The organism is Burkholderia sp. PvR073, from assembly GCF_054055695.1.
In genome coordinates this window covers 77,775-99,474 of record NZ_JBSRXO010000010.1, presented here as the reverse complement: position 1 = coordinate 99,474, position 21,700 = coordinate 77,775, and the positions used below count along the sequence as shown (strand labels likewise).

10 protein-coding genes are annotated in these 21,700 nt (G+C 65.2%); 7 read left to right on the top strand and 3 right to left on the bottom strand.

Going from position 1 to position 21,700, the window contains the following annotated elements; all coding sequences use genetic code 11:
* Positions 1–99 precede the first annotated feature (99 nt).
* Together ACVK00_RS25995 and ACVK00_RS25990 are read left to right on the top strand one after the other, a co-directional pair.
* On the top strand, positions 100–1,407 hold the full coding sequence (locus ACVK00_RS25995) for a dicarboxylate/amino acid:cation symporter (RefSeq protein ID WP_175734489.1): 1,308 nt from the start codon (positions 100–102) through the stop codon (positions 1,405–1,407).
* A 13-nt stretch (positions 1,408–1,420) separates the two neighbouring features.
* Positions 1,421–2,362 carry an amino acid ABC transporter substrate-binding protein gene (locus ACVK00_RS25990; protein WP_284890926.1) on the top strand — a complete coding sequence of 314 codons (942 nt, stop codon included), beginning with the start codon at positions 1,421–1,423 and terminating at the stop codon, positions 2,360–2,362.
* Positions 2,363–2,442: 80 nt separating this feature from the next.
* On the opposite strand, the gene uvrA is transcribed toward ACVK00_RS25990, so the two are convergent.
* Complete coding sequence (gene uvrA / locus ACVK00_RS25985) at positions 2,443–8,346, bottom strand: excinuclease ABC subunit UvrA (protein WP_284890925.1); 5,904 nt, start codon at positions 8,344–8,346, stop codon at positions 2,443–2,445.
* 471 nt (positions 8,347–8,817) lie between these two features.
* Here uvrA and ACVK00_RS25980 point away from each other — a divergent pair, with 471 nt between their 5' ends.
* The 4 genes from ACVK00_RS25980 to ACVK00_RS25965 all read left to right on the top strand — a co-directional run bounded on the left by ACVK00_RS25980 (position 8,818) and on the right by ACVK00_RS25965 (position 16,853).
* Positions 8,818–9,555, top strand: a complete 738-nt coding sequence (locus ACVK00_RS25980) for a response regulator (protein ID WP_435521305.1) — start codon at positions 8,818–8,820, stop codon at positions 9,553–9,555.
* A gap of 1,355 nt (positions 9,556–10,910) precedes the next feature.
* Positions 10,911–15,032, top strand: a complete 4,122-nt coding sequence (locus ACVK00_RS25975; protein WP_284890923.1) for a YadA-like family protein — start codon at positions 10,911–10,913, stop codon at positions 15,030–15,032.
* Positions 15,033–15,142: 110 nt separating this feature from the next.
* The gene (locus ACVK00_RS25970; protein ID WP_284890922.1) at positions 15,143–15,937 is read left to right on the top strand and encodes an OmpA family protein; all 795 of its coding nucleotides are present in this window, start codon (positions 15,143–15,145) and stop codon (positions 15,935–15,937) included.
* Between the two features lie 97 nt (positions 15,938–16,034).
* Positions 16,035–16,853 (top strand): LabA-like NYN domain-containing protein, encoded by an 819-nt coding sequence (locus tag ACVK00_RS25965; RefSeq protein WP_456826965.1) that lies wholly within the window; start codon positions 16,035–16,037, stop codon positions 16,851–16,853.
* 53 nt (positions 16,854–16,906) lie between these two features.
* Here ACVK00_RS25965 and ACVK00_RS25960 read toward each other — a convergent pair whose 3' ends face one another.
* On the bottom strand, positions 16,907–19,018 hold the full coding sequence (locus ACVK00_RS25960; protein WP_284890921.1) for an ATP-binding protein: 2,112 nt from the start codon (positions 19,016–19,018) through the stop codon (positions 16,907–16,909).
* Between the two features lie 720 nt (positions 19,019–19,738).
* Here ACVK00_RS25960 and ACVK00_RS25955 point away from each other — a divergent pair.
* The gene (locus ACVK00_RS25955; protein ID WP_284890920.1) at positions 19,739–20,539 is read left to right on the top strand and encodes an EAL domain-containing protein; all 801 of its coding nucleotides are present in this window, start codon (positions 19,739–19,741) and stop codon (positions 20,537–20,539) included.
* Positions 20,540–20,668: 129 nt separating this feature from the next.
* Here the strand turns inward: ACVK00_RS25955 and ACVK00_RS25950 are convergent, their stop codons facing one another.
* On the bottom strand, positions 20,669–21,661 hold the full coding sequence (locus ACVK00_RS25950; protein ID WP_284890919.1) for a beta-ketoacyl-ACP synthase III: 993 nt from the start codon (positions 21,659–21,661) through the stop codon (positions 20,669–20,671).
* Positions 21,662–21,700: the final 39 nt, after the last annotated feature.

The following is a 21,700-nucleotide window of genomic DNA, read 5'->3' as shown; positions in this document are numbered from 1 at the left end:
TAGCGCAAACCCCGACCCCGGTTGCACTGTTCATCGCCGTTCGTGTCCTGTATTGTCCTTCCATCCCCGGTTGCCGAACCGGTGCATGGGAGGCTCACGATGCAGAAAAAGAATGCTGCAGCCGTCTGGATCCTGATCGCGATGGTGGCGGGCATCGTGATCGGCTACATGATCTACACGAGCTTTCCCGACAAAAAAGCCACCACCGAAATCGCCGGTTACATCTCGCTCGTGTCCGACGTGTTCCTGCGCCTGATCAAGATGGTGATCGGCCCGCTCGTGTTCTCCACGCTGGTCGTCGGCATTGCGCACATGGGCGACGCGGCATCGGTCGGGCGCGTGTTCGTGAAGGCGTTCGGCTGGTTCGTCACCGCGTCGCTGATCTCGCTGCTGCTCGGCCTGTTCATGGCGAACCTGCTGCGGCCCGGCGACAACCTCGGCTTGCCGCTGCCGGACATCGGCGCCTCGGCGAACCTCGCGACCTCCAAGTTCACGCTCAAGGATTTCGTCGGCCACATGGTGCCGAAGTCGTTCGCCGAGGCGATGAGCAACAACGAGATTCTGCAGATCGTCGTGTTCTCGATGTTCTTCGGCGTGGCGCTCGCCGCGCTCGGCGAGCGCGGCAAGATCCTCGTGGCCGCGATCGACCAGCTGTCGCACGTGATGCTCAAGATCACCGGCTACGTGATGAAGCTCGCGCCGCTCGCCGTGCTGGCCGCGATGGCCGCGACCGTCGCGGTCAACGGGCTGTCGGTGTTGCTGAAGTTCGCGGTCTTCATGGGCGACTTCTACCTCAGCCTGTTCCTGCTCTGGGCGCTGCTCGTCTGTGCGGGGATGGCGTTCCTCGGGCGACGCGTGTTCAAGCTGCTGGCGCTGATCAAGGAAGCGTTCATGCTGTCGTTCGCGACCGCCAGCTCCGAAGCCGCGTACCCGAAGATCCTCGACGCGCTCGACCGGTTCGGCGTGCGGCGCAAGATCTCGAGCTTCGTGATGCCGATGGGCTATTCGTTCAACCTCGACGGCTCGATGATGTACTGCACGTTCGCGTCGCTGTTCATCGCGCAGGCGTACAACGTCCACTTGTCGCTCGGCACGCAGATCACGATGCTGCTGGTGCTGATGCTCACGTCGAAGGGCATGGCCGGCGTACCGCGCGCATCGCTCGTCGTGATCGCCGCCACGCTGCACCAGTTCGGGCTGCCGGAGGCCGGGCTGCTGCTGATCCTCGGCGTCGACACGTTCCTCGACATGGGCCGCTCGGCCACCAACGCGGTGGGCAACTCGATCGCGAGCGCCGTGGTCGCGAAATGGGAAGGCCAGCTCATGTCGGAGGCGGAAGCCGAGGCCAACCTGGCGCGCATCGAGGCGGAGCAGGAAGGCACGATCGCGCATCCGGCGGACGTCTGACGGAGGCCCGGCGATGAAGATGCAGCAATTCTGGCGTGCGCTCGCGCTCGCAGGCCTGCTTGCCGCGGGCGCAACCGCGCGCGCGGACGATGCGCCGTCACCGCCGCCGCGCGTCGAGCCGCTCGCGCCGGCCCAACTGACCGGCACGCTCGCGAAGGTGCGCAGCAGCGGCACGATCGCGCTCGGCTACCGCGACGCGTCGATACCGTTCTCGTACCTGAATGCGCGCAACCAGCCGATCGGCTATTCGATCGAGCTCTGCAAGGCGCTCGTGTCGTCGATCGAGGATGCGGTCAACAAGAGCCTGACGATCCGCTGGGTGCCGGTCACGTCCGACAACCGCATCGACGCGGTGGTCAGCGGCAACGTCGATCTGGAGTGCGGCTCCACGACGAGCAACCTGGAGCGCCAGCAGCGCGTGGCGTTCTCGCCGATCATCTTCGTGGCCGGCACGAAGGTGATGGTGAAGCGAGGCTCGCCGATCCGCTCGTTCCGCGATCTCGCGGGCAAGAAGGTCGCGGTGACGGCCGGCACGACCAACGAGAAGGCGCTGCGCGACCTGGACGCACGGTTCAAGCTCGGGATCCAGTTGCAGGTGGTGCCGGATCATGCGCAGGGCTTCGCGCTCGTCGCGAACGGCCGCGCCGATGCATTCGCGACGGACGACGTGCTGCTGTACGGCCTGATTGCCGAGAATGCGGGCAAGGGCGGCCAGTACGACGTGGTGGGCGATTTCCTGTCATACGACCCGTACGGAATCATGTTCCGCAAGGACGATCCGCAGCTCGCGCAGGTCGTTAAGAGCACGTTCGAGGAGCTGGCCGTCGACGGCGAGATCACGCGTCAGTACAAGCGCTGGTTCCTGCGTCCGCTTCCGTCAGGCGTGAGTCTGAACCTGCCGATGAGCCAGCAACTGCAGACCATCATCGACGCGATCGGCGTCAAGAGCGATTGAGCACGGCGGCGCGAATGACGAAATGACAACGGCCCCGGTGTCTTGCCAGACACCGGGGCCGCTCACCGCAAGCACCGCGTTCAACCGACCCGCGCTTCGTCCTGCCGCTCCGCTTCACCGCCATCCGCAGCCGTTCGCGCCAGCACGGGCTTCAACGCCTGCCCGGTATGGCTCGCGCTCACCTGCACGAGCCCTTCCGGCGGCGCCGCCGCGACGATCGTGCCGCCGCCCACGCCGCCTTCCGGACCGAGATCGATGATCCAGTCGGCTTCCGCGATCACGTCGAGATCGTGCTCGATCACGACGACGCTATGCCCGCCGTCGACCAGCCGGTGCAGCACGCGGATCAGCTTCGCGACGTCGGCCATGTGCAGGCCGACCGTCGGCTCGTCGAGCACGTACAGCGTGTGCGGCGCCTTCTGGCCGCGTCGCGTGATGTCGTCGCGCACCTTCGTGAGCTCGGTGACGAGCTTGATGCGCTGCGCCTCGCCGCCGGACAATGTTGGCGACGGCTGGCCGAGCGTCAGGTAGCCGAGGCCGACGTCCTTCATCAGCTGCAGCGGATGCGCGATGTTCGAAATCGGTGCGAAGAACTCCACCGCTTCGTCGATCTCCATCGTCAGCACGTCGCCGATGTTCCGGCCGCGCCACGTGACCGCGAGCGTCTCCGGATTGAAGCGCTGCCCGTGGCACACGTCGCACGGCACCTTCACGTCGGGCAGGAAGCTCATGCCGATCGTGCGCACGCCCTGCCCTTCGCAGGCGGGGCAGCGCCCGTCGCCGGTGTTGAACGAGAAACGCGACGCCGTGTAGCCGCGCGCACGCGCTTCCAGCGTATCGGCGAACAGCTTGCGGATCGTGTCCCACACGCCGATGTAGGTGGCCGGACACGAGCGCGGCGTCTTGCCGATCGGCGTCTGGTCGACTTCGAGCACGCGGTCGATCCGCTCCCAGCCGCTCAGCGACGCGCAACCCTGCCACGCATGCGTGACGTTCAGCGACGGCCGCGGCGCGCTGCGCGCGAGCACGCTCGAGCGGCGGTTGGCGGCCGGCGCGTCCTGCTGCGCGGCCTTGCGCGCGCGCCGCGTGGCCGGCGACGACAGCACCGAGCGGCCAACCGCATCGAGCAGGTTCGTCATCAGCACGTCGCGCGCGAGCGTCGACTTGCCCGAGCCGCTCACGCCCGTCACCGCGACGAGCCGCGCGAGCGGAATGCCGACGGTGACGTCGCGCAGGTTGTGCAGCGTCGCGCCGTGCACGGTCAGCCAGGCTTCCGGCACCGCCGGTGCGCCCTTCTTGCCCGCCAGGCTCACCGCGCGGCGCGGTTGCAGCGGGTGCGTCATCGGCTGCGCGAGCAGGCGCCCCGTCACCGAATCCGGCTGCGCGGCCAGATCGGCGACCGCGCCCTCGGCGACCAGCGTGCCGCCGCGCTTGCCGGCGCCCGGGCCGACGTCGATGATGTGATCGGCGCGGCGAATCGTGTCCTCGTCATGCTCGACGACGACGAGCGTGTTGCCCTTGTCGCCGAGCTTGCGCAGCGCGTCCAGCAGGATCCGGTTGTCGCGCGGATGCAGGCCGATCGTCGGCTCGTCGAGCACGTAGCACACGCCCTGCAGGTTGCTGCCGAGCTGCGCCGCGAGCCGGATACGCTGGGCTTCGCCGCCCGACAGGCTCGGCGCCGCGCGATCGAGGCTCAGGTAGCCGAGCCCGACCTCCTCGAGAAACGCGAGGCGGCTGCCGATCTCGCTGACGATGTCGCGCGCGATCTGCGCGTCGCGGCCGGTCAGTTCCAGCGCGTCGATCCAGCGGCGCGTATCGGACACCGTCCACTGCGCGACCTCGACGATCGGATGCGCGTCGAACGTGACCGCGCGCGCGGACGGGTTCAGGCGCGTGCCGCCGCAATCCGGGCACGGCTCGTTGCCGACGCCTTCCGGTTCCTGCTCGTCCGACGGCAGCGTCTGCTCGCGGCCGCGATCGTCCCCGGCGCGCACCGTATCGTCGTACGCCGCGCGCTGTTCGCGCGTGAGCGTGACGCCCGTGCCGACGCAGGTCGTGCACCAGCCATGCTTGCTGTTGTACGAGAACATCCGCGGATCGAGTTCCGGATAGCTCGTGCCGCACACCGGGCACGCGCGCTTGACCGACAGCACCTTGACCTCGCCGACGCGCGCGGTCGAATGATCGTTCTGCATCGCGTGGTGCAGCCCGTCGAGCGGCGCGAGCAGGTGCATCACGCCCTTGCCGAGTTCGAGCGTCTCGTCGAGCACCCGCCGCAATTCGGCCTCGTCGTCCGGCGACACGACGATATCGGCCACCGGCAGCTCGATCGTGTGCTCGCGGAAGCGATCGAGCTTCGGCCACGGATCGACCGTCACGAATTCGCCGTCCACGCGCAGATGCGTGCTGCCGCGCGCCTTCGCCCATTTCGCGAGATCGGTATACACGCCCTTGCGGTTGACGACGAGCGGCGCGAGCAGCCCGACGTGCTCGCCGCGATGATCGCGCAGCAGCTGCGCGGCGATCGACTCGACGGTTTGCGACGTGACCGGCGTGCCGTCGTGGATGCAATGCTGGAGGCCGAGCTTCACATACAGCAGCCGCAGGAAGTGCCAGACTTCGGACGTGGTCGCGACCGTGCTCTTGCGGCCGCCGCGCGACAGGCGCTGCTCGATCGCCACCGTCGGCGGAATGCCGTACACCGCGTCGACTTCCGGCCGCCCGGCCGGCTGCACGATCGAGCGTGCATACGCGTTCAGCGATTCGAGGTAGCGACGCTGGCCTTCGTGGAACAGGATGTCGAACGCGAGCGTCGACTTGCCGGAACCCGACACGCCGGTGATCACGTTGAACTTGCCGTGCGGGATGTCGACGTCGAGCGCCTTCAGGTTGTGCTCGCGTGCATTGACGATCCGCACGACGTCCTCGCCCTCGATCGCGCGCCGCTCGCGGGCGGCGTTCAGCACGGCCTGCAGCGGCACGCCTTCGTCGGCCAGCGCCGTTTCGCCATCCATCGCGCGGTCGTACTGCAGCAGCGCGACGCCGGTATGCGATTCCGCGCAGGCCTTCACGTCGTCGGGCGTGCCCGCGCACAGCACGCGGCCGCCGCCGTCGCCGCCTTCCGGGCCGAGATCGATCAGCCAGTCGGCCGCGCGGATCACGTCGAGGTTGTGCTCGATCACGATCAGCGAATGGCCGGCCGCGAGCAGCTTGCCGAACGCCTGCATCAGCTTCGCGATGTCGTCGAAGTGCAGCCCGGTGGTCGGCTCGTCGAACATGAACAGCTTCGCCCGCGCGACGCGCGCCTCCTCGCTGGCGACGCGGCGCCCGCCGGCCGCCGCCGCCGATTCGGCGAGGAAGCCGGCCAGCTTCAGCCGCTGCGCTTCGCCGCCGGACAACGTCGGCACCGGCTGGCCGAGCTTCACGTATTCGAGACCGACGTCGACGATCGGCTGCAGCACGCGCAGCACCTCGGCGTCGGTCGCGAAGAACGCGGTTGCCTCGCTGACGGTCAGGTCGAGCACGTCGGCGATGTTCAGCGCACGGCCGTCGCGCTCGATGCGTACTTCGAGAATCTCGGCGCGGTAGCGGCTACCGTCGCAGTCCGGACAACGCAGGTACACGTCGCTCAGGAACTGCATCTCGATGTGCTCGAAGCCCGAGCCGCCGCACGTCGGGCAACGGCCGTCGCCCGAGTTGAAGCTGAACGTGCCGGCGCCGTAGCCGCGTTGCAGCGCGAGCGGCGCCTTCGCGAACAGCTTGCGGATCTCGTCGAACGCGCCGACATAGCTGGCCGGGTTCGACCGCGTGGTCTTGCCGATCGGCGACTGATCGACGAACACGACGTCGCCGACCTGGTCGGCGCCCGTCAGGTCGCGGAACGCGCCCGGCGACTCGGTCGCCTTGCCGTGTTGGCGCGCCATCGCCGGATAGAGCACGTCCTGCAGCAGCGTCGACTTGCCGGAACCCGATACCCCCGTCACGCACACGAGCCGCTGCAGCGGAATCTCGACCGTCACGTCGCGCAGATTGTGCTCGGTCGCGCCTGCGAGCACGATGCGCGGCGTGTTCGCGTCCACCGGACGGCGCGCCCAGTTCGACGCATGCGCGACGTGCTTGCGGCCGCCGAGATACTCGCCCGTCAGCGTGTGCGCGGAACGGATGTCGCCCGGCGTGCCGTCGTAGACGATCGTGCCGCCGCGCTCGCCCGGCCCCGGGCCCATGTCGATCAGCCGGTCGGCCGCGAGCATCACCGACGGATCGTGCTCGACGACGACCAGCGTATTGCCCGCGTCGCGCAGCCGCTGCATCGCCTCGACGATTCGCGTGAGGTCGCGCGGATGCAGCCCGATGCTCGGTTCGTCGAGCACGAACAGCGTTTTCGTGAGCGACGTGCCGAGCGCCGTGGTCAGGTTGATCCGCTGGACCTCGCCGCCGGACAGCGTGCGGCTCTGCCGGTCGAGCGTCAGGTAGCCGAGGCCGACGTCGCACAGGTATTTCAGGCGCGTGCGCACCTCGGCGAGCAGCAGCTTCAGCGCGTCGTCGAGCAGCGCGCTCGGCAGGCTCACGTCGTCGAAGAAGCGGCGGATGCGCTCGATCGGCAGCAGCATCAGGTCGTGCACCGTCAGGCCCGGCAGCGCCTCGAGCTGCGCGCGCGTCCAGTCGACGCCGCGCGGCAGGAAGCGATTGGCGGGCGCGAGCACCGCGTCGGCGTTCGCCTTCGAGCCGAGCCGCCACTGCAGCGATTCCGTCTTCAGGCGCGCGCCGCCGCACACGTCGCACGGCGTGTAGCTGCGGTACTTCGACAGCAGCACGCGGATATGCATCTTGTAGGCTTTCGATTCGAGATAGCCGAAGAAGCGTTTGACGCCGTACCACTGGCTCTGCCACTTGCCGTTCCAGTCCGGCGAGCCGTTGATCACCCATTCGCGCTGGGCGTCCGTCAGGTCGGACCACGGCGTGTCGCGCGGGATGCCGGCTTTCGCCGCGTAGCGCATCAGGTCGTCCTGGCATTCCTTCCAGGCGGGCGTCTGCATCGGCTTGATCGCGCCGCCGCGCAGCGTCTTGCGCGCGTCGGGGATCACGAGGCCGAGATCGACGCCGATCACGCGGCCGAAGCCACGGCAGGTTTCGCACGCGCCGTAGGCCGAGTTGAACGAGAACAGCGCCGCCTGCGGCTCCGCGTAGCGCAGGTCGCTGTCGGGATCGTGCAGCCCGGTGGAGAAGCGCCACACCTGCGGCTCGGCGGTTGCGGCGAGCGCGTTGTCCGCGTCCGGCGCCAGCACGTAGACGTTCACGCGGCCGCCGCCGCGCTTCAGCGACGCCTCGATTGCCTCGACCACGCGCACCTTGTCGGCCTGCTGCACGCGGAAGCGGTCGGCCACCACGTCGAGCAGCTTGCGCGGGCCGGTGGGCGACGCGACTTCGCGCTGCGCCTGCACGCGCGTGTAGCCGCTCGCGGACAGCCACTGCGCGACTTCGTCCTCGGACGCGCTTTCCGGCAGCTCCACCGGAAACGTGACGACGACGCGCGGATCGTCGGCGCGCGTGCGCTCGACGAGTTCCGCGTAGATCGTCTCGGGGGTGTCATGCCGCACCTGCCGCGCGGTCTGGCGGTCGAACAGCTCGGCCGCGCGCGCGTACAGCAGCTTCAGGTGATCGTTGAGCTCGGTCATCGTGCCGACCGTCGAGCGCGAGCTGCGGACCGGGTTGGTCTGGTCGATCGCGATCGCGGGCGGCACGCCGTCGACGCGCTCGACCTGCGGGCGGTCCATTCGGTCGAGGAACTGCCGCGCATACGCGCTGAACGTCTCGACGTAGCGCCGCTGGCCTTCCGCGTACAGCGTGTCGAACACGAGGCTCGACTTGCCGGAGCCCGACGGCCCGGTGACGACCGTCATTTCGCCGGTGCGCAGATCGAGATCGAGGTTCTTGAGGTTGTGCTGACGTGCTCCGCGAATGCGGATCAGATTGCTGGATGACAATTTGCCTGCCCGTCTGAATGAGTTAGCCGGAATCACGGTGCCGGAACGCTGCGGCGGATGCCCGCAGACGCGGCGCACGTGCCGCACGGGTCATGCCCGCGCCGCTCGAGTTCGACGGATACTATACTGTATATTCATACAGTTTTCCAACGAAGGCTGCATCCTGCCGGGAACGTTCGCACGATTGCGACAGCCGTGTGTCGCGTTGGCCCGAAACCGTCGTTCCGGATAGCGAAGCGTCGCGCGGGCAAGTAAGAATTCCTCGAAAAATGCACGCGTTCCGGCGCTTTTTACCGGCTTCGACATTCATACGACGAATTCACAAAATGTCACAATCGCGTTCATTGGCGATGATTTATATTCCCTAACCGTTTGTTCCGCACGCATCAAAAGGCAAACGTTTGCGTGTTCGCAAAGCCATGTTTTGCCATGTCAAATCGAGAAGGCCAACCACGATATTCGGGGGCACGAATGCGCATTTTGGTTGTGGAGGACGATCCCGTTCAGGCGGAGGAAGTGCAGAACGCACTCGCTCCGTTCTGCCACACGATCAAGGTCGTCGTCGATGGAGAGCAGGCGCTGCGTTACCTGCGATCCGAGTCGGTCGACGCGGTCGTCCTCGACTGGCACTTGCCGTGCCTGACCGGCATCGAAGTGCTGAACTGGATTCGTACGCGCGCCGACGTCGAATACGGCGTTCTGTTCCTGACCAGCCGCGTCCAGGAGCTCGATGTCGTCAGAGCGCTGGAAGCCGGCGCCGACGACTACCTGAGCAAACCGTTCCGCGCGGAAGAACTGGCTGCGCGGGTCAATGCGTTGCTGCGCCGCGTCGCACGGAACGTGAAGCGCGACGAGCCGATTCGGGCCGGCGAGTATCTGCTGGACCCCGTGCATCGGGCCGTGAAGCTGCGCGGCAGCACGATCGAATTGACAACGAAGGAATTTCAGCTCGTTGCGTGCCTGTTCAACAACATCGGCAAGATCATGTCTCGCGAGCAGCTCGCAACGACGGCGTGGGGACGAGAACTGGGAACGGAATCGCGTTCGCTCGATACACACATCTACCGAATCCGGCAAAAGCTGAAGCTCGGCATCGAGAATGGTTTGCGCCTGTCCGCGATTTATACGTTGGGCTATCGACTGGATCAGACCAAGGCGACAGCCGAGCTGCATTGCAGCGCCGAGGTGATGATGGAAAGTCGCGTGTGAGTTTTCGTTGGATGCCGGTGGCGGCGTCGCCGGCAACACGCGTCGCCTGCGCGCCGACGATTCTCGTCGAGCGAACGGCTCGCCGCCCGTACCGCGCCCGCAAGCGAATCGGTTAGCCCGAGCCGCGTCGCGTATACGATCCTGCAGCGACAAATCCGGGCAAACCACTGCCGGATACGAATGACGTCACGCTCCCCCAAGTTCGCGCCGCCTGCCGCCGCTGGTGTCAGGCAGCGACCGCCTCCCCCGTCGACCGATACGTCCTGCATTCTTCCACGCAACTTCGGCTCGCACTTTTCCCACGAATGTTTCGGATTCCTTTGTTGTCAAACGATCAGCGATTGATCCGGGCTCGCCGGCAACTCGACCGCCTTCTTCTCGACGCGTTATTTCCGCGCAAGATTGTATTCATCAACCCGTGTACGAGCCGATGAAATTCCCCACCGCACATCAGTGTCGTCGTAGTTCCAAAGTTACGCCAAAGGTCACAAATGTTCACTTTTTAATTCCCCGATACTCTCCTAACATCTAGCCATCACAAGGCTCATTAAATTAAGCATTTTTATATTTTCGATACAGCACGCAACCATCGATGCGATAACAAAGAAATACCACCGAAAGAGCGTTTCACGAACACGTCACATGGCCCGCGCCGCCGAGAGTCGACTCGATCATCTCGGGACGTAGCCATGCTTATCGCATCGCGACATTGAGTGGTTTCCAGTTCGGACCATTCAACACAGATTCATATAGAGCATCGGGAATTTAATAAAGTAACGGCGATATATCGCCAATCGTGACGTATCTATATCGAGATTAAGAGATGTCAAATCTCCCGAGACGATTCATCGTCGTCGACACTGCATCCGGCCACACCGCATATTGCCGACCCACGACGACGACGTGCCGCATTCGCGCAACCGCAACCGGGCTCCACGCCGCCCGACTCGCCCCCTATTCCCGGCTGCGCCAGATACATTCATTTCAACGCGACGATAGCCCTTCGTCATCGACGGCAACCCTCAATGTCACCCCGCCCGGCCATGCCACGACCGGCGAAATGCCCGCTTCCGCGGAACTCGCGTCATGCGATCGATTCGGGAATGCGGGCTCCATCGACATGCAATGCGTGTCGCCGATTCGATGTGACATGACATTCCCCTCAGCATCGATCACGGTCGAGACGAACGGCCACGCCAATCACAAGAAAAGGGCCGCACAAATCACCGACGTACATGGCGCCATCCAGGTCTCGATCAGATCGATGATAACTTGATTTTCATTTGTCAATTCAACTTCGCACTACTACGAAATTTACTCTGAGAGAGAGTTTTCATTTCATACGGAGCATCAAGATGAACAGAGTGCACAAGGTCATATGGAGCAAGGCGCGCGGGGCGTTCGTCGCCGCATCGGAGCTTGGCAAGGCGCGCGGCAAGGGAGGCGCCGGCACGTCGGGTGCCGTATGCGACGATCGACGTACGGAACAACATGCCGCGATCGGGCAGCAACGGAAAATTCGGATTCTTCTCGGCTTTGCGATTCCCGTTTGCCTCAGTGCCGCCGGTCAGATCGCACACGCCCAGTATGCCGCAGGTAACGGCAGCGCCACGGGGACCGGGGATGTCGCGATCTCGGGCGCCGGTGGAGCGGCCGCAACCGCAAGCGGCGGGCTGGGCGTCGCCATCGGTGGCGGTGCATCGACGTCGGGACTGAACGCGATGGCGCTGGGCACGAATGCCCATTCGTCCGCCGCCGGGGCAATCTCGATGGGGGCAAACGCGCTGGCTGCGGGCGGGAATGCGCTGGCGATAGGCGTGAACACGACTGCGTCCGGGCAGACCAGCGCCGCAATCGGTCCCGCTGCTTTTGCGTCGGGCCTTATGTCGACGGCGGTCGGCCCCAACTCACAGTCCACCGGCGCCAATGCCGTCGCCGTGGGCCGCTTGGCCTCTGCCACCGACACCGCCACGACAGCGGTCGGAACCAGCGCCGTTGCGGCCAGCACGGGCGCAAGCGCATTCGGCCAGGCCGCGACGGCATCCAACAGCAGTTCGACCGCCATCGGCGGCAACACCACGGCGAGCGGCATTGGTGCGAGTGCTATAGGACATCAGGCACTGGCGACCGGCACCAACGCTTCCGCGCTCGGTGCGTCGGCAGCCGCGACCGGCGAAAACGCCAGCGCATTGGGCGATTTCTCGACGGCGTCCGGCGTCGGCAGCACGGCATTGGGCGCGGGTGCCCGAGCGAGCGCCGACAACACTTTAGCCGGCGGCTTGAACGCAGCCGCCAGCGGCATTTCATCGATTTCCTTAGGCAATTCATCGGTAGCCTCGAACAATTCCGCGACAGGGCTCGGCGCCGGCAGCACCGCATCGGGTGACCATTCGACCGCGTTGGCGACAATGTCGACGGCAGCCGGCGGCTATTCAATCGCGATGGGTTTCGATGCGATCACCACCAACACCGCCGCCGCCGGTCTCGCATTGGGATCGGGCGCCTCGGCCAGCGGCGCGTCCGGCATCGCGATCGGCGTCAATAGCGGCGTGTCGGGCGTCAACGCGATCGCGCTCGGCCCGGGCGGCACGGCCGGCGTCCCCGGTTCCGGCACCCAGGCGACGGGCAACCAGGCGGTCTCCATCGGCTTCAACGCGCTCGCCAGCAATACCGGTGCGCAAGCATTCGGCAGCCAGGCGACGGCGAGCGGAACGAGTTCGATCGCCATCGGTAACCTGTCCAACGCGTCCGGCGCATCGGCCGTTGCAGTCGGCCCCACTTCGCAGGCGCTCGCCGCATCGACCGTCGCATTCGGCGACACCAGCACGGTTGCCGCGGGCGCGGGCACCGGTTCGATCGCGGGCGGTCACAACTCGCAAGTGGCCGGCGGCACGGGCGCCGTGGCGCTCGGCGAAGGCCAGACCGCGAACGGCAACGGCGCCGTGGCGATCGGCGATCCGAACACCGCGATCGGCAACGGCGCGGTGGCAATGGGCGCCAACAACACCGCGAACGGCAACGGCGCGATCGCGCTGGGCAATACGAACGTCGCGACCGGACAAGGGTCCGTGGCGCTCGGCAACGCGTCGCAGGCCAATGTCGCGGGCGCGGTCGCGATCGGCGACAGTGCCGTCGTGCAGGCCGCCTCGACCAACGGCGTCGCGCTCGGCTCAGGCGCGATTGCCAGCGTCGCCAACAGCATGGCACTCGGTGCCGGCTCGACGACGACCGCGGCGACACCGACATCCAGCGCGGTGATCGGCGGCGTGACCTATAACTTCGCGGGCACGGCGCCGGCCGGCGTGGTGAGCGTCGGCGCGCCGGGCGCCGAGCGGCAGATCCAGAACGTCGCCGCCGGCCAGTTGAACGGCGCCAGCACCGACGCCGTGAACGGCTCGCAGCTGTTCGCGACCAACCAGCAGGTGACCGCCAACACGACGGCGATCTCGAACATCAACAACGGCGCGGGCATCAAGTACTTCCACGCGAACTCGACGGCCCCCGACTCGTCGGCGACCGGCGCCGATGCGGTGGCGATCGGCGGCAACGCGCAGGCTACGGTCGCGAATTCGGTGGCACTCGGTGCAAACGCAACGACGACCGCCGCGACACCGACATCCAGCGCGGTGATCGGCGGCGTGACCTACAACTTCGCGGGTGCAGCACCCGTAGGCGTGGTGAGCGTCGGCGCCCCGGGCGCCGAGCGGCAGATCCAGAACGTCGCCGCCGGCCAGTTGAACGGCGCCAGCACCGACGCCGTGAACGGCTCGCAGCTGTTCGCGACCAACCAGCAGGTGACGGCCAACACGACGGCGATCTCGAACATCAGCAACGGCGCGGGGATCAAATACTTCCATGCAAACTCGACGCTGGCCGACAGCCAGGCAACGGGCACGGACAGCATTGCCGTCGGCCCTCAGGCAGTCGCCAGCGCGGCTGACAGCTTCGCAGCCGGCGTCGGCGCGCAATCGACCGCCGCAAACGGCATGGCGCTCGGCGCGCAGACGACCGCTTCGATCGTCGGCGGTGTAGCGATCGGCTCGGGCTCCGCGTCGGATCGCGCCATCGCGGCGGGAAGCGGTACCATCCCGGCCGGCAGCCACACGGTGCCGTTCAACACGTCCGACGCGACGCTGCTCGGCGCGGTGTCGTTCGGCAGTGCTTCGGGGAACACCTACCGGCAGCTCATCAATGTCGCCGACGGCACGGACGCGCACGACGCGGTGACGGTCAGGCAGTTGACCGGCGCGCTGCAATCGTTCGCCGTGACGCCGACGATGTACTTCCATGCCAATTCGACCGCGGCCGATTCGCTCGCCGTGGGCGCGGAGTCGATCGCGGTGGGGCCGACGACCGTCGTCAACGGCGACAACGGCGTGGGGATCGGCAATGGCGCGATCGTCCAGCAGACGGCGCCTGGCGGGGTAGCGATCGGTCAGGCGGCGAATTCGGGTCAGGCCGATGCGATCGCACTGGGCAGCGGCGCGAATGCGACCGGGCCTCAATCGATCGCGCAAGGCGCCAATGCCGTCGCGACTTCGTCGGGCGGCATCGCGATCGGCTCCGGCGCGAACAGCAGCGCCGCCGACGCCCTCGCGCTGGGTTCCGGCGCCAGTGCGAACGTCGCGAACAGCATCGCGATCGGCGCCGGATCGGTCACGACGGTCGGCGCGCAGTCGAACTACATTGCGTACGGCCTGAGCAGCCCGCAATCGTCGGCCGGCGAGGTCAACATCGGTAACCGCAAGATCACCGGTGTCGCCGCCGGGTCCGCCGGCACCGATGCGGTCAACGTCAGCCAGCTCGACGCAGTCAACCAGAACCTGACGACGCTGATCCAGAACATCAGCAATACCAACGGCAACGGCGGTTTCCCGTCGACGCCGGGCTCTTCGACGCCCCCTGCGTCGACCGGCTCGAACTCGTCGGCCGGCGGCAACGGCGCGGTCGCGTCCGGTTCGAACAGTACCGCGGTCGGCAACGGCTCGACCGCGTCGGGCACCGGCTCGACCACGATCGGTGCAGGCTCGACGTCGTCGGGCAACGGCTCGGTGGCGATCGGTGCGGGCAGCAACGACGGCGGACGAAACAACGTCGTGTCGATCGGTACGGCCAACTCGCCGCGGCAGCTCACGAACGTCGCGGCAGGCACCGCGCCCACCGATGGCGTCAACGTCCAGCAGTTGAATGCCGCGGTCGGCAACGCGAACGCGTACACCGACGCGAAGATTCAAGGCCTGCGGCGAGACGCGGATGCGGGAGCCGCCAGTGCAATGGCCGTCGCGGGGCTGCCCCAGCCTTCCGGGCCGGGCAAGAGCATGGTCGCCATCGCCGGCAGCGTCTATCGAAGCCAGTCCGGACAGGCCGTCGGCATCTCCACGATCTCGGAAAACAACCACTGGATCTACAAGGCCGCCATCACGACAAATACGCGCAACGACTACGGTGCCGTGATCGGTGCGGGCTATCAGTGGTGATCGCGAGAACCCGATATCCAACCGGGCTCGTCCGCGGCCGTGCAACGCCTCCATCGCGCGTTGCACGGCTGTCGGATGCGCTGCTCCCAATACGATGAGAGAAACAGATCATGAAAATCCAATGGGCACTTGCGCTGTCTATCAGCCTGCTTTCCGTTGCAACCCTCGAAGGCTGTGCCGTCAGCGGTCCGCCCAAATTCCCGGATCCGCAGTCGGCCAGCCCGAAGGGCGGCACGTTCGTGAACGTGGACAATCTTCGTAACGTCGGGCCAGGTCTGAACAAGGATCAGATGTACGACCTTCTCGGGCCGCCGCATTTCAACGAGTGGTTCGTCGGCAGCCATGTGTGGAACTATCTGTTCGATTTCCGTCGCGGCAATGAGGTCGTCAGCTGCCAGTATCAGGTGCGCTACGACCAGCACATGAAGGTCACCGATACCTACTGGCGCGAACCCGCCTGCGCCGACTTCGTACGTACGCCGTCGGCCGCGCCGGTGGCCGCGGCCGAGCCGCCGGTGTCGACGCTCGAGCAATTCACGCTTCAGAGCGACGCGCTGTTCGCATTCGGGAAATCGAGCCTCGATTCGATGCTGCCGGCCGGCAAGGCGCAGCTCGACGACGCCATCGAGCGGATCAAGCGGCATAAGGAGATCACGCGCATCGTCGTCGTCGGACACACGGATCGTATCGGCCCGAGCACGGTGAACGAGCCATTGTCGCGAGCGCGTGCGCAAACCGTGCGCGGTTATCTGATCTCGCACGGGCTGAACGGCAGCATCATCGAAGCGGAAGGCGTGGGATCGAGTCGGCCGGTCACGCATTGCCCGGAGGGTCGCAGCCGCGCCGTGATCGCATGCCTGCAGCCCGATCGCCGGGTGTCGATCAGCGTAAGCGGCCGCAACTGAAACGTGGCGAGCCGGTCGCGCCACGCACGCTTCGCCCGCGGGGCGTGCATGGCGCGACCGGCCGAGCCGACGGTTGGAAGGGATAGCGCACCTCCGGATGACGATGATGAGAAGGGTCGGGGTTTATGTGGACGGAAGCAGCATGGACGCGAACGGCGGCCACACGATGCGGTACGAGGTATTGCGCTCGCTCGCCGGCCGTGCCGGAGCCACGATCCAGCGACTGCATGCGTATCTGAGCTTCGACGAGCGCCGCGCCGCGCGTTCGCCCGACTACGACGCACGCATCAAGGGCAACCAGGCGGCGCTGCGAGACAAGGGATTTCGCGTCACGATCAAGCCGCTCAGGCACTACGCGGACGAAGACGGAACGGAGACCGTCAAATCCAATTCGGATCTCGGGATGGCGATCGACGCGCTATCGGAATCGGACCGGCTGGATACCGTCCTGATCGCGACCAGCGACGGAGACTTCGTCGAAGTCGTCCGCGCCCTGCAGAAAAAAGGTTGTCGGGTCGAAGTCCTGGGTTTCGATAACGTCCCCCTCGAGTTGCGGGAAGCCGCCGATCAGTTCATCAGCGGCTATCTCGTCCCCGGCCTTCTGCCGGTTCGAGATTCGGCCCCCGGCCTGCCCGCATGGGGTCAAGTGGGTTCGCGCGTGCGTGGCGTGTGCAACCGTTTCGAGCCGGACGACGGGTATGGCTTCATCGCGTTCTGGCCTTCGTTGCCCGATACGCCGCTGCTCGCGGCCGCCGAGACCAGTCCGGCCTATTTCAGAAGCAGCAGTGTTCAGGATGCCTCGATACTCCATCGTTTGCCGTCGAGAAACACGGTGCTCGAATTCGAACTCGCAACGCCGGCGAAGCAGAACGGTGCAGCCGAAGCGCGCCGGATTCAAGTCGTTTCCGGCGTGTAGCGCGGGCCCCGCTCGGCGGGCCGCATCACATCGTCATCCGCTCGGCACCGCGGTCAGTTTCCCAGCGCCGCGTCGTGATCGTGCCTCGACAGGAACATCAGGAAGGTCGTCCCTTCTCCGAGCGTCGATCGCACCTGAAGCTTGCCGCCGAGTGAATCCACGACCGTCTTGACGAATGCCAGACCGAGGCCATGCCCGGACAATGGCGAGGTGCCGTCCAGCTGCGTGAATTCCCGAAACAGCTTTTCCTGGTCCCGCTCCGATATGCCCGCCCCGTAATCGGTCACGGCGATCTTCACATGCCGTTCCGTGGCGGACAGCTCCACGTCGACCGTGGAGGCTTCGCGGCCAAACTTGATCGCATTGCCGATCAGATTGACGAACGCCCGGCGCAGCAGTTGCACGTCGGCGATCGTGCTCAGCCCCGGCTCTGCCATCAGGTTGACGATCGTGGACTTCGCACTCGCCTGCGGCAGCAGATCGTCGACCGCATCGCCCAGCACCAGCGCAGGGTCCACTGCGGCGAGCTTCGGCGGCAGGCTTTCAGCCTTGGCCAGAAACAGAAAATCGTCGGACAGGTTGAGCGCCCGCGTCGCATACTGCGAAATCAGTTCGGCGAACCGTTGCGGCGTGTACCGCGACGGATCGCGCTTTATCTGCGAAGCAAGCGCGAGGATCGACGCCTGCGGAGACCGCATGTCATGCGACAGGAAACGCAGGACCATGTCGCGCTGCCGCTCGGCGAGCCGTACGGACGACACGTCCGCCACATGGAACACCAGTGCACGCTCGCCGAAGGCGGACGGCCGGATCGGCGCGCACTTGATCAGCAGCGAGAGTCCGCCGCGCGCATTGGCAATCTCGACGCCCTGGTCAAGCTGCGATTTCGTCTGCGCCGACAGATCGTCGCCGTGCGGCGAGTGATTGAGCCATGTCAGCGCCTGTGCGGCGAATTCATTGGCCCGATGCGACGCCGTGATCTGAAACAACACATCGGAGACCGAGCGCCCGGCCGGCGAATGGCGCGACACCGAATTCGCGTCGAGATCCCCGCACAAGGCGGCAACCCGCTCGTTCGCCAGCAAAACGACGCCCGATGCCGACGCGATCAGTGTCGCTTCCGGAAGGCTGTCGACCCATGCGTCGATCAGCGCGCGATACCTTCGCACCTGCGCGTCCAGTGCGCCTGCCCTGCTCAGTTCTCGCGAGACCGGATCCATGCAATGCGGGACGACGGCGGGCTCCGCGTGCAGCGAAGGCTCGGTCGTCAATCGATCCGCGAGCCGGACGATGAAGCGCAACAGCGCTTCCAGACGTCGCCACGACCACAGCACACAGGCGAGCACGCAGATGAGCATGCCGGTGGACGGCGGCAGAATGCGGCCGCCAAACCGGAACAGCGCGAAAGCGCCCGCCGCGATCGCGATCGTCAGGCCGAAGGAGGCAACCATGCCGGCGCGCGGCGTCAGCCGATAGAGCAATGCGCAGGCCATGCACACGACCCACTCGTTGAACAGCAGTTCGATTGCAAAATCGATTTCGCGCGGGACCGAAGTCTTGATCGGTGCTTCGCTCGCACTTCCTGCCGCTGCAACGCTCGCCAGCGGCAACCCGCCGTCCAGGGATGCGGCCGGCCACGTGGCCGCCGCGTCGATCGACGCTCGAATCAGGACGGGTCGGCCACTCAGGCTACCGGACGGCACGCGGCCGTCCAGCACATTGATATACGAATAGAGTTCATAGGGCGGATGGCATTGAAGCGAGGCGGCTCCGGCACAGGCACTCCTGCGGCCATGGGCGCCGGCCGCGGGAGTTCCAGAGGCCGTTCGCCCGTTGTCTCGGCCAGTCGTCTCGGCGGCTGCCTTGTCGGTAGCCTTGTCGACGGCGCGGCCGCGGCTTGCGTCACGCAAGCTCGTCAGGTCGATACCGATCGCGGCGACGCCGCTGTCGGCGAGCCGGTTCATCATCCGCTCGCGCGTTTCGCGACTGAACGGCCAGCCACCCAGCTGCTCGATCGTACGAGCATCGACCACGATGACGATCAGTGATTTGCCTGCACTGTCATGGGCAGATTGCGACGCAAGATCGAAAAAGGCGCGGTCGACGCGATGCAGCAGATGGGTCGTCGTCAACACCAGACACACGAGCATCAGTGTGAACGTCATGCATACCCACTCTCCTGCAAGATCGAAGCGGGGATCCTCCGCCAAGTCCTCGCGCTTGTAGCACGAGCGGCGCAATCTCGATGAAAAAATTCTTCCAACCATGTCAATTCGATGATGCTTCACGATATCGCACTAAACGACACTCGAAATGACGCCATCAAATTCCGAGATCTTCCCCGAACAATTACCAATAACTTATGCAACACCCATTCTAATAAATTATAGTTTTATGCAACCACATATCCACGACAATTCGGCCATCACACCCCCAACCCGCTGAGCTTAATAGCCATCAAAACACATATATAAAATCGCAAATAATTACAATAATTATACACGATATAAATTCAAAATTGAAGGTGAATATCGTATTGAAAATTCATATTGACGACACCCGCCAGATTCAATCATTCAACCACCCGCCACGCCCCCGCACGCCCCTGAAATTCATCACCCGTCGCCATCTCAAAAAACAAAGGTCACATGTTCGACTCGACGTTGAATCGTTTTCATGCCCTCCATCGCAAGGCCGCAAGGCAATTATCGAACCCATACCCCGCTCGAAATCAGACGCCCGACGCCGATCCACCCCAAACATTCAGCACCGCAAAACAAATTTACATTTGTTTGTTTTTCGAAGTTGAAAATTCGGGATCGTGTCCATAGAATCGAGTGATCGAAAAAGCAGCAGACCTCCCGATCCGGCATTCCGGAATATTCATGAAACCTACCTTATTGACGAACCATCCACTCGACGACGCCGAACGGGGGCTTCACGAGGATGAGTTCTTTTTCCTGCTCCAACCCAAATTCGCGTTGCAGGAATTCCGCCTGTGCGGCTTCGAATACCTGATCCGCTGGCGACATCCGCAGCGCGGCGTCCTGGAACCGGCCTCGTTCATCAGCGTGGTCGAGGATTCGTTCCTGGCCGGTCGATTCACGGATCTGCTCACCCACCGGGCGACGCGCATGCTCGCGCGGTGGATGGCGCCCGGATATGACACGTTGTCGCTCTCCATCAACTTGTCCTCGCTGGAATTGGGGCATGCGGACTTTCCCGGTCAACTGTCCGCGCTGCTCGAATCGCTCGACCTCGATCCGAACCGATTCCAGATCGAATTGACCGATGTCGTTCCTCCCGCCGAGCTCGATTGGCTGGTGGAAGCCATTCATGCGGTGCAGGCTGTCGGCGTGCGGGTTGCGCTCGACGACTTCGGCGCCGGCTTCAACTCGCTGACGCTGCTGCAACAATTGCCGGTGGACATCGTCAAGTTCGATCGGTCGTTGATCCGTGATGTGGTGCAGAACAGCGAATCCATGCGCGTCGTCGAAACGCTGGTGCAGCTTGCAAAAGGCCATGGCAAGCAGATCGTGATGACGGGCATCGAGACCGCGGAACAGTTCGAATGGGCGTGCGCGTTGCCCGGCGTCGAAGGTCAGGGCTTCTACCTCGGCGAGCCGCTTTGCGAGGCCGATATCGAAGCCTTCATCGCGGACAGCCAGCGCAGAACGCATCCCTAGACAGGCACCGGAGCCGAGGTGTCCGCTTCGCCCGGCATAGCGCGCGTTGCATGCGAAGTGCGGCCAGCATAGAACAGCGCCTCCAGTACGCAAAGTGAACATTTGTCACTGTCACGTACGTTCAGCGCCCTACCAGCGGATCAATGCCGATCCCCACGTAAAGCCCGATCCCATCGCCGGCATCAGAACGAGATCGTTCTCCTTGATGCGTCCATCGGACACCGCTTCGCTGAGCGCGAGCGGAATCGACGCCGCCGACGTGTTGCCGTGTTTGCCGACAGTAAGCACGACTTTCTCCATCGGCAGGTTCAACTTCACGCCGAGCGTCTGCACGATGCGCTGGTTCGCCTGATGCGGCACGACCCAGTCGAGATCGTCCTGGGTCAGGCCGTGTGACGCGAGCGCTTCCTGCGAAGCCTCGGCGAGATTGACCACGGCATGCAGGAACACCTCGCGCCCTTCCAGATGCATCTTCCCCGCGCTTTGCGTCGATGAGACGCCGCCGTCCGTATGAATCTTGTCGTGATGCCGGCCGTCGGAATGCAAGTGCGTGGACAGGACACCGCGCGGCTTGTCACCGTCGGCTCGCTCACCGCGCAGCACCACCGCTCCGGCGCCGTCGCCGAACAGCACGCAGGTATTGCGATCCTGCCAGTCCACGATGCGCGACATCGTTTCCGCTCCGATCACGATCGCGGTGCGGGCCTGACCCAGCCGGATCATGTTGTCCGCGACCGAAAGCGCGAATACGAAGCCCGAGCAGACGGCCTGCACGTCGAACGCCACGCCGCCCTGCATGCCGATTGCCTCCTGGACGCGCACGGCCGTCGCGGGCATCGTGCGATCGGGCGTGCAGGTGGCGAGCACGATCAGATCGACATCGGCGCCGCTGATGCCGGCTTGCTTCAGCGCGGCGGTGGCCGCGCCGATCGCGAGATCGGACGTGTGCTCGCCGTCCGCCGCGATACGGCGCTCCTTGATGCCGGTGCGCTGCGTGATCCATTCGTCCGTGGTATCGACCATGCGGGCGATGTCATGATTCGTCACACGCCGCTCGGGCAGTGCCGAGCCGCAGCCGACGACGCGCGAGGTCCAGTTTCCCGAGCGAGAAATTTCCGCCATCTTCCGTACTCCGGTGAAGATCGATGAGGCGCGCCGGCG

Coding starts and splice junctions, on each gene's coding strand:
- ACVK00_RS25995 (WP_175734489.1), top strand. CDS start 100: ATGCAGAAAAAGAATGCTGCAGCCGTCTGGATCCTGATCGCGATGGTG.
- ACVK00_RS25990 (WP_284890926.1), top strand. CDS start 1,421: ATGAAGATGCAGCAATTCTGGCGTGCGCTCGCGCTCGCAGGCCTGCTT.
- ACVK00_RS25980 (WP_435521305.1), top strand. CDS start 8,818: ATGCGCATTTTGGTTGTGGAGGACGATCCCGTTCAGGCGGAGGAAGTG.
- ACVK00_RS25975 (WP_284890923.1), top strand. CDS start 10,911: ATGAACAGAGTGCACAAGGTCATATGGAGCAAGGCGCGCGGGGCGTTC.
- ACVK00_RS25970 (WP_284890922.1), top strand. CDS start 15,143: ATGAAAATCCAATGGGCACTTGCGCTGTCTATCAGCCTGCTTTCCGTT.
- ACVK00_RS25965 (WP_456826965.1), top strand. CDS start 16,035: ATGACGATGATGAGAAGGGTCGGGGTTTATGTGGACGGAAGCAGCATG.
- ACVK00_RS25960 (WP_284890921.1), bottom strand. CDS start 19,018: ATGACGTTCACACTGATGCTCGTGTGTCTGGTGTTGACGACGACCCAT.
- ACVK00_RS25955 (WP_284890920.1), top strand. CDS start 19,739: ATGAAACCTACCTTATTGACGAACCATCCACTCGACGACGCCGAACGG.
- ACVK00_RS25950 (WP_284890919.1), bottom strand. CDS start 21,661: ATGGCGGAAATTTCTCGCTCGGGAAACTGGACCTCGCGCGTCGTCGGC.